Genomic DNA, 12,240 nt, shown 5'->3' with positions numbered 1-12,240 from the left:
GCGCCGCCCCGGGGGGGGGCCCCCCCGGGGGGCTTCCGCCCGCATAAACCATACGGGGGGGGGGCGGGGGGGGGGGGGGGGGGCCGGGCGCCGGGGGCCGGGCCCCCGCCCCCCAGCGGGGATCAGGTGCGTGTCCCGGCTATCCGAGCCACTCGGAATAGTTCACGCACTCGTTGAGCGGCCACTTCTCCTCCCAGGAGAAGTCCTCGACCACGGCCGCGCCGAAGGTGTCCTCGAAAGCGGGGTTCCACGACCGGGGAATGACATGGGTCGCGGACCGCCAGTCGGACTTGTTCGTCACCTTGAAACTCAGGGTGACGCTCCGCTCCTTCTTGTTGATCGACTTGATCTGAGCTTCGCCGTTGTAGCTTCCGAGGAACGCGTCGGCCTGGTTCTCCGTCCCCAGACCCCCATTGGTCAGCACACCGAGGACGTCGTTGGCGGCTCCGCGCAGGGAATTGAACTTGTACCAGGGGCTGCCGGGCTCGGGGCCCACGTCCTTGTAGTCCATGTTCGCGACTTCCTTGGCGAACGGCGCTCGCATGCCCTTGTCGCGGGCCTGTCCCACCAGCGTCGCCCGCATCTCGGAAACGGTCGGGTCGACCGCCAGGATCGACGTGAACGCGTCCCCTCCCCGGAAGTCCTGGTGCTCCCGCAGCGGATAGCCACCGCCCCACAGCCAGCCGAAGAACAGGGAGCGCGATGTCTCCCAGCGGTTGGCCGCCTTGGGGTCGCTGACGATCCCCCAGTCGCGGATCGACGCGAGCCACTCGTCCTGGGTCTGGGAGGGCGGGTTGAACGGAAGGTCCCAGGACTTGGTGATGTAGTTGTACGTGGCGCCGGGCGTCCACTGAGTGATGGACTGGCCCGTCCAGCCGCCGGACGAGGTGGAGGCCGTACCGCCACCACCGCCGTTGCCGGTGCCACCGCCGCCCCCGCCGAGGACGGTGTCGAGCACGGCGCCGACCGCGCCGATGATGCCTCCGATGGCGCCGCCGACGACAGCGCCGATGATGCCCAGGATTCCGCCGAGACCGTCCGACATACCGGTGGGATCGGCGCTGGTCACCGGGTTGTTCCCGGCGTAGGCGTAGCCGTTCAGGGTCTGCGGCCTGTTCGGTTCGAGCAGCGGGTCGACGCTGAGGAACCGGCCGAGGCCCGGGTCGTACTGGCGGGCACCGAGCTGGGTGAGCCCGGTCGTTTTGTCCTCGGGCTTGCCGAGGAAGCCCTTGTCATCGGGCCAGCTACCGGACGTCGTGCCGCGCGTGCCTCCGAAAGGCCTGGTGTACCGCTTGGTGAAGGCCAGCGTGTCCGAGGCGATCGCCAGGCTCGAGGTGCCGTGGTGGTCACCGGCGAGGAACGTCAGCTTCGTTCCGGTCTGGCCCGCGGTGGAGGTCCGCACGCCGATGACGGCGTCGCCCGCCTTGTACGTGCGGGCGCCGGAGAGCGCCTTGGTGGCGCCGTTGCCGCCGACCTTGAGCCGCACCTCGGTCACACCGAGGTAGAGCACCGTCTCACCGTCGGTGGTGGTGGGCCGCTTGATGAGCAGTTCCCCGCTCGCGTCGTAGACGTAGCCGGTGCCGGTGGCCGGTTTGCCTCCGGCGGCGGGTTCACCGGCGGCGGCGAGCCTGCCCTCGGCGTTCCAGGTGAGCGTCTGGGTGGCCTGCGTGCCCGGCCTGGTCTCGGTGTTGCCGGTGGCGTCGTACGTGTACGACTCGGTCTTCGTTCCGGTCACCGTGGAGGACAGTGCGTGCGGCTGGCCCTTGGCCGTGCCGTACTTGTACTCCGTGGTGACGGTGCCCGAAGGGCTGTGCTCGGTCTGCTTGGAGCGCAGCCCGGAGTCGTTGTAGTCGTAGCTCGTCCAGTACGGCGCGGCCCCGCCCAGGTTGGTGGTGGTGTGGCCCGACGCCGCGCAGTCGGCGGTCTTCGGCGTCCAGGCCTCGCTCAGGCGGCGATAGCCGTCGTAGGCGAAGCACTGGTAGTCCTCCTTGCCGGTTCCGCCGAGGGTGGTGCCGTCGAAGACGGATGTGATGTTGCCGGCGTCGTCCTGGGTGTACTTGAGCTCCTGGAGCATGTAGCCGTGGACGTCGTCGGTGACGTACGACCGGGTGAGTCGGCGCGTGCCGGCCTCGTAGTCGTAGTTGACGTACACCTTCTTGGCGGTGGTCGGGTCGGTGGCCAGAGTCAGCTGACGCAGGTCGCCGACGGGTGAGTAGGCCGCTCCCTGGAGGTAGCCCGTGGTGCCCTTGGCGGTCTGCACCTGGCCCAGCCCGTCGTAGGTGTACGACACGGTCTCCGCCGGCAGTCCGGCCACGGCGGGAGCCGCCGCCTGCTTGACGCTGCCGTCCAGGTTGTATCCGGTGGAGAAGGACAGCTTGTCCGGTACCCCGGACTTAACCAGTTCGTCGTCCAGGGGCAGGATCAGCTGGTTGCCGGTGGCCTTGTACATGGCGTCATAGGAGGTGACCTTCTGGGTGTACGCCTTGCCGGCGACTCCTCCCTCGTACCGTACGGCCGTGTCCTGCTGGCCCTTGGCGAGGGTGTCGAACGACCAGGCCGCCAGCTTGTTGGCGTCGGTCTTGGACGTCTGCCACATGCCCGTCTTGCGACCCAGGATGTCGTACTCGAACAGCAGCGCCTTGCCCCGGCTGTCGGTGGACTTGACGGCCTGGTCGAGCTGGTTGTGCTCGGTGACCGTCCTGCCCTTGTCGGGGTCGGTGACGGCCGCCTGACGGCCGAAGAGGTCGTACTCGTACGTCCAGACGGACTGGTCGTGCGCGGTGATGCTCTTCTGCCGGTCGGCGGCATCGAACGTGTAGCGGGTGGTCATGTAGGCGGTGCCGGTGGGCTCGGTGCCCGCGAACTCGCGCCGTTCGACGGTCTGGCCGAGGGCGTTGGTGATCACCGCTGTGGCGTTGCCACCGGCCGGGGCGCTGGTGAGGACGGTGTCGCCGCGGTAGGTCGTGGTGACCGACCACTCGGCGGCGCCGTAGCTCTTGGTGACGGCTTTGGTGACCCGTCCGGTGCCGTCATAGGTGCTGTCGGTCTGCCGGGGTGCCTGGCCGCCGTCGACCTGCGCGATGGTGCCCGAGGGCGCGGCCTTGTTGTCCCAGATGTCGGCCTGTGCGGTCACGGGCAGGCCACGGCCGTCGTACAGGGTCTGGGCGATGATCCGCCCGCCGGCCGACGTCGGAGCCTGCACCTGGCGGGTGCGCAGCAGCGAGTCGTAGATCTCGTAAGTGGTGTTGTATCCGGAACCGTCCCCCTTGAGGGAGGCGCTGGACACCCACGGCAGGGAGGTGGACTTGACGCTGTAGGCGTAGACGTAGTTCGCGGTCTTGCCGAGCGCGCGGGAGCGGTTGGGCAGCCACACACTCGTCACCCGGCCGAGACTGTCGTACTCGGTCTCGGTGACCTTGCCGTTGGCGTCAGTGACCTTCAGGTCGGCGCCGGTGGCGAAGTCCTTGACCGTGACGGTCTTGTGGGCCTTGGCGTTGCCGACCGTCGTCCGGGTCAGCGGACCCGCGCCCGACGGCACGTACTCCGTGGTGGACGTTGTGGCGTTGTCCGGGTTCTTCACAAGAGTCGGCCGGCCGAGCGTGTCGTACTCGGTGACGGCGGTCTGCTGCCACACGGGCTGGCTGTCGGTTCCGTAGCCCTTGGCGCGGCCGGTCCACCGGGCGTCACCCTTGGTGGGCGTCTGGCTCGCCGACCAGGTCAGGGTGTCGTACGCGGTCGCGGAGTCGGACACGACGTCCCCTGCGCGGTTGTGGTCCGCGGGCAGGTCCAGGTCGGCGTCGGCGACGGAGCAAGCCTTGCCGACGATCCGGGTCCTGGACACAAGCGACGTCAGGCCGGTGGTCTCGTTACGGGCGTACCAGGTGCGGGTGCACTTCTCGTCACCGGAGACGGAGTCGTCGCCGAGGTCCTCCACGGCGGTGGGCATGCCGTAGTCGTCGTACGTAGTCTTCGTGGTGCGCACCCGGTCGAACGGCGTGAGTTTGCTGGTGATGTGGGTGCGGGCGTGCGAGGCGCCGACGCGGACGTAGTACGCCTCGGTGTCGGCGTACGACTTGTGCTGGGTTGCGGTCCGCTTGGACCAGGGGTCGTTGACCGTGCCGGACACCTCGATGTCGCCGTCGTAGGAGACGGTCTCCCGGGTGAGGCCGGCGTACTGCTCGGAGTCGGTGATCTCGGCTGCCTTGATTCCGGCGACCTTCACCGTCCTGCGCGCGTCCGGGTCCGGTGTCTTGCCGTCGGCGCCGAGGACGCGGTCACCGTTCATACCCCGCAGGAACACGGTGACGGTCTTGGTCTGGGTGGCGCCCGAGGGTCCGGTGAGGTGGGTGACCTTGCCGAAACCGCGCCACTCGGACCAGGTGCGCTCCTTGACCGGGGTCAGTGGGTCCTCGTTGTAGTGCCAGGCACCGCCACCGGAGTACTGATAGGTGTGCTGGACGGCTTCCGAACCGCCCAGCGGATCGGTGGTGCGCACGGAGCTGACGGGGTACTTCTGGAACCAGTCGAGGATCGGCTCCTCCTGGCCGTAGGGCGACCAGTACACCGGGAAGCAGCGCTTGGTGTTCTCGTCCACCTCGGGCATGGTCTGCCCGGCCGCGCAGTCGGCTGCCAGGTAGTCGACGATGGTCTGCGCACCCGTTTCGGACACGACCTGCTTCAGCCGGGGCCGCTCGAAGGACAGGATGTCGTCACTCGGGCTGTCCACCCGGTTCGGCAGGAACACGTGGGAGAACTTCACCGGGTCCAGGACGAGGTCACTGCCGTGCTTGCCGGTGTGCTTGATCTCGTCCAGCCACAGCGACTGGTCGGTCGCGTCACCGGTGTCGCCCGGGTCCAGGTAGAGGTGCTTGAGCTCCCAGTTGTCCACGGGAGCGAACCCCGGGGTGGAGGCCGCCGCGTCCCAGGCGTAGGTGCTGACGGCGGTGATCCGCTTGCGGGTGAAGAAGGTCGGACTGTCCAGGTACGGGCACTTCTCGCCGTCCTTGCAGATACGGTCGAAGGGCACGTCCGGCCAGTTGTCCCTGGTGCTCTCGGTCAGCGCGTCGCAGCCGGTCCCGGAGGCGAGACAGCGTTCGGCGTGGCTGAAGACGATCTTGTGCGAGGCTGCCGGGGTGGCACTGAACAAAGCGCCTGCGCGCTGTCCGTAGCGGATCTCCTCGAGGTAGCCGCCACGGATGTAGGAGGTGCCGGTGTCGTCGTCGGCGAGCTTGTCGTAGTTGTTGGTCTCGTCCTCGTACCAGTAGCTGCTGGCGTTGCCGTGGGTGTCCTCGACGTAGTCGAGGTTCCAGCGCCAGGCCTGCTTCCTGTCCCGGCCGGAGAACGAGGTGCCGTCCGCGTAGCCGGGTTCGCCTTCGTCGTCGCCGAAGACCGGAACGGTCCACACCGACTTGGTGCGTACGTCTGAGGCCGCACCGTCGAGCTTGTTCAGGCCGAAGACGAACTTGGTGCCGTCACCGGTGACGACGGTCCAGTGCTCGCCGTTGTCGTCGCCGTTCTCCGCCCCTGTGGACCGGGTGACCTTGGAGGCGTCGTCGTTCTTCAGTCGCCACTCGCCGGTGGTGTCGTCCTTGACGAGTTCGGTGGCCTTGCCGTTCAGCACCAATGAGGCGTTGTCGTACTTCCAGCACAGGTCGTACTTGTCGCTGTGCCCGTCATCGGTACAGGAACCGTACTTACGTTCAATGTACGAGGAGGTGATGTCGAAGCCTTCACCGACCTGGGTGCCCTGGTTGTTGGTGGTGGAGGTACGGCCGTCCACGCTGCCGGAGTCGTAGCCGATCGCCAGTTGCGGTGTCTGTCCGGCGGCCGGCTGAGGCGCCTTCAGCGGATAGCTCCAGGTGAAGGTGCCGGAGCTGCCTCCGGCCTCCCAGGTGGAGGAGGCCGACAGCGGGGTCGCCTTGTAGTCACCGTCGGCCGACGCGGTCCCGGCGGTGACCGCCAGCATCATGGTCCGCGCACCGCCGGCAGCGGCCGGCGTGAAGGACAGGTCGGTGGTCAGCTCCTCAACGCCGCGGCTGTTGGTGGAGTCGACCGGTGTCGCGGTGCGGCACTTCGCGGACTTGGGCTTCGCGGACTTCGGCTTCGCGGACTTCGGCTTCGCGGGCCCGGCGGACTCGGGGGCGCAGTCGGACATCCGCACGAAGTGGAGTCGGCCGGCCCAGTCTCCGCCGTACGCCGAGGCGAACGCGGAGTAGTCGATGCCCAGTCGGGCCCGGCCGCCGTCCTTCGGGCCGGTCACCTTCAGGACCACGCCCTTGACGCCCATGGCCCGTGAGGTCTTCTGGTCCAGAACGTTCACGGTCACCGACCGGGCGCGGTCGGCCTTCTTCTTGCCCGGCGCGCTCAGGGTGACGGGCAGCTCGCCCGGCTCGGCCTTCGCGTTGCCGGACGCCGGCAGGGTGAGCCGCGCCGAGCCGCCGTCCGGCCAGGCGGTGGTTCTGGCCTGGTCCTTGCGGGCGCGGGCGGCCGCACTCTGATCCGCACGGGCCGCTGCGCGCACGGCTGCGGCGGTCTTCGGGTCCTGCTTGGCGGTGAAGGGCCTGACCTTGGCCGCCCGCGCGGCGGTCAATTCGGGCTTGCCCAGCGGATCCGGTTCGTCGGCGATCGCGGCCGCGGGGGCGAGCAGGCCCGGCAGCAGCGCGAAGCCGACGAGCAGACTGACTCGCCGCAGCAGCGGTGACCGGGATGCTCCGGCCCGGGCAGGCCAAACCGGTGGTCGGTGTCGCATGAAGTCCCTTGTCTGGGTGTGAGGGGAGGAGGCTGTGGAAGAGCGCGCGCAGGCACGCCGGATGTCCGGGTCGGCCGGCCCGGGGCGGAATGCCGCGCTCCGGGCCGACCGGAAGGCGGCTCAGCCGCCGAGGATCTGGGAGCGAACCTGGTCGGCGGTCATCGCGCCGGTCCACACCCGGAGGTCCTCAAGGGATCCGGGCAGGTGGTACCCGGTGCTGCCGGCCCGGCTGCCGCGGCCGGCAGCGAGGGCGCCGGAGCCGTACTGCGGGACGGTGAACCCGGAGTCGCTCTCGGAAGGCTGGTCGAACTCACCGACGAACAGGTGAAGTGCGCCGTGCCGGGTCTCCGTCTTCGACGGGTCGGCCGGGTCGGTCCACTCCCAGGCCTGATGGGCGTCAAAGACACCCGTGACCTGCACCCAGGTGTCGGTCTCGGCGACGTCACCGCCGGGGACCTCGGCACTCTGGGTGACCTTGCCGTCGGCGCCGAGCGCGGTCCGCGTGAACTTCCATTGGTAGACGCCGTCGGCGGGCTTGACCACCCACAGCGCCCAGGAGGACTCACCGGCGCTCGCCTGCTGTCCGGCCACCATGCCCTGGTAGCCGACCGGCTTGGCCGCCAGCTTCTCGGAGTCCAGCCGGACCCGGGCCGAAGCGGTGAACGAGCCGGTCTCGTCGGTGACCGGGCCGGTCACCGAGGCGTAGCCGGCGGTGCCGTCGAGCACCAGGGCGTTGTTCTCGGCGTCCAGAACAGCGCCCGACGCGGAGAGCTTCAGGCCCCCGGCGGGGTAGGACGAAAGCTCCTTGACCTCGGTGCCGGTGGAGGAGCCGGCGTCCCAGTGCGCGACGAGTTCGTTGGCGGGCACGCCGTTCTCCAGCAGCTGCGCCTGCTCGGCGATCTCGTCCGGGGTCAGTACCCGCTGCCAGACGTTGAACTCGTCCAGTCGGCCCTGGAAGTGCTCGCCGTACACCCCGCCGGCCAGGGAGCGGCCGAACTGCAGACCTCCGGTGGAGACCCACGGCGTGTACGCGGTCGACACCGAGTTGAGCAGGACGGGCTTGCCCTGCGGACGGCCGTTGACGAACAGCTGGATGGTGTCGTTGGCCTTGTCGGTGTCCTTTTTGGTGTCGAAGACGCCCGCCAGGTGTGTCCACACCTTCAACGGCGGGTTGGTGGCGTCACCGAGGGACCGCAGATAGACCGCGCTGTCCTCGACGTCCGAGGCAGTGCGATTGAACACCCACTTCTTGTACGACGCCGAGTAGTACAGCGTGAACGCCGAGGCGTTCGTGCCCGGGGCCGCCATCACCACGTGGTTGGAGGTGGCATCGGTCAGGTACGCCCAGGCCGAGATGGTGAACGAGTCCTTGCTGTTCACCGCGGGAGAAGCGGTCGCGGCGTGGTACTTCGCGGTCGACGAACTGCTGTCCATCCACATCGAGTAGTCGTCGTCACCCCGGCGGGCCAGCGTCGACCACCCGGCGTTGTCGTGAAGCGTGGCGTCGTGCCGCGTTCCCTCCGTCGCGGTGTCCTTCGCCACGGTCACCCCGGAGTCCGGTGCACCGTCGTCGAAGTGCCAGGTGCCCACGGGCCCGGATGCCGGAGCGACCTTGAAACTGAACTCGGCGGGTGTGCCCCAGCGGTTGCGTACGTCCTTCGCCTCCACCGACAGCGTCTGTGTGCCCGCCAGCGACGGAGTGACGTCGCTCACGGTGACCGAGGAGCCGCTGACCGTCCTGGTCGTGTTGGCGGCGCTGGGCAGCAGGCGCCAACGGTAGCCGGTGATGTCCCTGTCGGCGGCGTTCGGCTTGAAGCTGAAGCTTCCGGGCACGCCCGGGCCGCCCTTGCCGTCGCACAGGTTGGTGGTGCACTGGGTGTACGGGCTGCCGGTCGTGATCGTCGGGGCCTTGGGGGCCGTCGAGTCGATCTTGAAGTAGCACCAGGAGGAGTAGGAGGAGAACAGGTCACCGGACTTCGTGCCGTACGTCCAGTGGGACTGGGTCCGCGCGCGCATCCGGTACAGACCGCCGTCCGCCCGGTTCGAGGTGCGCAGCTTCTCCAGCGTGCCGTCCGGGTCCCAGCCGGAGTCGGGCCGGTAACCGGACCACACCTGGTGCCAGGCGGCGTCGTCACCGCGCTCGACGACGAACTCGGCCTGGAGGGAGCCCTCTTCGGAGCCCAGGTTGTGCTCAACCTTGGTCTGCACCCGGGCCTGCACCATCGGATCGACGCGGGTGACGACGAGCGGGTCGGAGGAAGACTTCTTGCAGTACGCCGTGGTCCCGTCGCCCGGGATCACACCGACATCGGTCGGTACGCCCGGCTTGAAGGCGTAGTTGACCTTCAGCTCGGCGTTGTCGTCGAACCGCTTCCAGGCCTCGGGGTCGGACTCGTCCTTGGCCCGCAGCATGAAGGTGAGCCGGGAGATCTTGCCGTCCGCGAACTTGCGCACGGTGGAGCTGAGGTTCTCGTCGGTCTCGTCCGGGTTGTCGTTGAACTCGACCCACTGGTCGGGCTGGTCGGGGCTGCACTGGCTGCCGCGGCCCGCCGAGATGTGCCGGTCACCCATCTGGTCCAGTTGGGAGGGGCCGGGCCAGCGGGTGCCCTCGGAGATGTTGTCGGTGCGCTCCAGGTCCACCCACTTGGGGTCACAGGTGAACGACCAGGTCTCGTAGGCACGGAAGGTCGCGTCGAGGACGTACTTGCCGGACAGCTGCGACGGCTTGAACTCGAAGTACATGCGGTTGGTGTAGTTGCTGCCGCAGTAGTACGGACCCGAGACGCTGCAACGTCCGACACCGTAGTCGCCGTTGAACTGCCAGAACTTGTCTCCGTCGGAGGACAGCACGGTCCGCTCGGAGACATCGAGACCGACCGAGGGGTCGATGTAGACGGGGTAGACGGTGTCCTTGCCGCGAAGCAGGGACAGATCGGGCTCCACGGCGATCCTGTCGGTGTCCACCTGCACCGGCATGACGGCGCTGGCGTCACCGGCGCGCGGCTGGGTGCCCTCCTCCACCGGGTCCGGCACCTCGCCCTCGGCGGGTCCGTCGGCCGCCGCGGACCGGACGAGCTGAGTGCCCATGCCGTTCTCGGCGGACGGACCGACCTGACTCGCGGAGTCCCACATCTGGCCGGCCGGGCCCTTGAAGACCGTGTTGCCGTCGGCGTCGATGGCGCGCAGTCCGCCGCCCGCGCCCGGCACGACTTCCAGGTCGGTGGCGGAGACGGTCAGTTCGATCTGCTCGAGCGCCGGGTCTTGGGCCGCCTCGGCGGACTTGACCACAAGCACCTCACGGTACCCCTCCGCCGTGGCTGTGAGTTCGAGATCCACACCGTCGAGGACCTCGGGGTAGACGGCCTTCGCCCCGTCCAGCCGGGGCTCCGGCAGTTTGCCCGGCCAGTCCAGGCGCAGAGCGCCGCCCTCGTCGCCGAGGCGGATCAAGCCGGCGCCGTCGCCGCCACCGGAGAAGGACAAGTCCACCACCGCGGACTTGGGTCCGACACTGCCGTCGGCGCGCCGCTCCAGGGTGGCGTCCACCGGCTTCCAGGAACCGTCGTCGCCCTTCACCCGCTGCGGCACGGCCGACTGCACGAGTGTGTAGGTGCCGTCGGGGTTGGCCACGGTGGTCGCGTACTCGGTGCGCTCACCGGTGACCTCGACCCGCTCGCCGAGCGCCGCAGCACGCTCAGCGGCCGTGCGGTGCGTGGTCTGCGAGGAGGCGACGGCGGCAGGCGCGTCCGACGGCGCCGCCGTGGCGCTTGCCGCGAGCGCCGGCAGTGACGCGAGCAGAGCCATCGATGTGATGCCGGTCGTAAGTCGGGTTGCCCACCGCCATGTTCTTCGCCGGTCCCCTCCGACCGCCTCGCGCCACGACATGCCCGCACCCCCGTTTTTCTCATACGATCTTCATTGAGCCTCGACATTTAAAGTGCATGAGCATTACAAATGCAAGTGTGGGCCTGATCACCCAGCGCAACGGCCCTCCCCGGAGCTCCTCGGAGCGTCCGTGGGAGGGCCGTCTGATGGGCACGGGCACCGCATGCACCTGCCGTCACGCCAGGCCAGAAGGCTCGTGTTCGACCGCGATCACGTCATCGGCGTCTCACGCGGCCCTCCTCCGTCGCTCTCGGTGCCCCCGCACCACCTCGGCGTACCGATGCCCCGTCCCCTTGATCGTCCGCTTCTGCGTCGCGTAGTCCACGTGGACGAGCCCGAACCGCTTCTCGTAGCCGTATGCCCACTCGAAGTTGTCCAGCAGGGACCAGGCGAAGTAGCCGGCCAGCGGGGCGCCCTGGCGGGCGGCGGAGGCGCAGGCCGCGAGGTGCCGCAGCAGGTAGTCCTGGCGCTCGGGGTCGTCGACGGTGCCGTCGGGGCGGACGACGTCGGGGAAGGCCGAGCCGTTCTCCGTGACGTACAGCCGGCGCGCGCCGTACTCCCGCGTGAGGCGGAGCAGCAGGTCCTCGATGCCGCTCGCGTCGATTTCCCAGTCCATGCCGGTGCGCGGGACGCCCTCCCGGCGGACGGCCCGGGCGTACGGGGCGGGACCTTCGGGGTCGTCGGCCACCGTCTGCGGGAAGTAGTAGTTCAGGCCCAGCCAGTCGAGGGGGGCGGCGATGGCCGCCGAGTCCCCGGCCTGTTCGGGGAGTTCGACGCCGTAGACCTCGCGCATGTCCTCCGGGAAGCCCCGGCCGTGCACCGGGTCGAGCCACCAGCGGTTGGTGTGGCCGTCCATGCGGCGGGCCGCCGCGAGGTCCTCGGGGCGGTCGGAGGCCGCGTGGATGGTGGAGAGGTTGTTGACGATGCCCACCTGGGCGTCCGGAACCGCCGCCCGGATCGCCCGGGCCGCGAGGCCGTGCCCCAGCAGCAGGTGGTAGGAGGCGCGGACGGCGGCGGTCAGGTCCGTCCAGCCGGGGGCCATCTTGCCTTCGAGGTGGCCGATCCACGCCGAGCACAGCGGCTCGTTGAGGGTGGCCCAGTGGCTGACGCGGTCGCCGAGCCGCTCGGCCACCACCGAGGCGTAGTCCGCGAACGCCAGGGCGGTGTCGCGCTCCGGCCAGCCGCCGCGGTCCTGCAGCGCCTGCGGCAGGTCCCAGTGGTACAGGGTGACGGACGGGGTGATGCCGGCCTCCAGCAGGCCGTCGATCAGCTCGTCGTAGAAGGCCAGCCCCTTGGGGTTGACGGGGCCGTCGCCGCCCGGGACGACGCGCGGCCAGGCGATCGACAGGCGGTAGGCGTTCACGCCCAGTTGCCGCATCAGGGCGATGTCCTCGCGCCAGCGGTGGTAGTGGTCGCAGGCGACGTCGCCGTGGTCGCCGCCGGCGGTCTTGCCCGGGGTGTGCGAGAAGGTGTCCCAGATCGACGGCGCACGGCCGTCCTCCGCCACGGCGCCCTCGATCTGGTACGCCGAAGTGGCCGTGCCCCACAGGAAGTCGTCGGGGAGGGCGGCATAGTCGATGGTCACGGAAGTCCTCTCGGGAACGTACGGG

3 protein-coding genes are annotated in these 12,240 nt (G+C 69.3%); all 3 read right to left on the bottom strand.

The annotated features are described in order from the left end of the window. Nucleotides 1–139: 139 nt before the first annotated feature. Nucleotides 140–6,748 carry an RHS repeat domain-containing protein gene (locus ACIGAQ_RS03355; protein WP_399778791.1) on the bottom strand — a complete coding sequence of 2,203 codons (6,609 nt, stop codon included), beginning with the start codon at nucleotides 6,746–6,748 and terminating at the stop codon, nucleotides 140–142. A gap of 120 nt (nucleotides 6,749–6,868) precedes the next feature. Beyond that, complete coding sequence (locus ACIGAQ_RS03350; RefSeq protein ID WP_399778789.1) at nucleotides 6,869–10,549, bottom strand: LamG domain-containing protein; 3,681 nt, start codon at nucleotides 10,547–10,549, stop codon at nucleotides 6,869–6,871. A gap of 307 nt (nucleotides 10,550–10,856) precedes the next feature. Further along, a complete protein-coding gene (locus ACIGAQ_RS03345; RefSeq protein ID WP_399778787.1) occupies nucleotides 10,857–12,215 on the bottom strand; it encodes a GH1 family beta-glucosidase in 1,359 nt (452 codons plus the stop codon). Nucleotides 12,216–12,240 lie beyond the last annotated feature (25 nt).

Source organism: Streptomyces sp. NPDC085932, assembly GCF_044540525.1.
In the GTDB taxonomy this organism is placed as follows: domain Bacteria; phylum Actinomycetota; class Actinomycetes; order Streptomycetales; family Streptomycetaceae; genus Streptomyces; species Streptomyces levis.
Note: the sequence above shows the minus strand (reverse complement) of the source record. Positions and strands in the feature narration are given on the sequence as shown.

Coding starts and splice junctions, on each gene's coding strand:
- ACIGAQ_RS03355 (WP_399778791.1), bottom strand. CDS start 6,748: ATGCGACACCGACCACCGGTTTGGCCTGCCCGGGCCGGAGCATCCCGG.
- ACIGAQ_RS03350 (WP_399778789.1), bottom strand. CDS start 10,549: ATGGCTCTGCTCGCGTCACTGCCGGCGCTCGCGGCAAGCGCCACGGCG.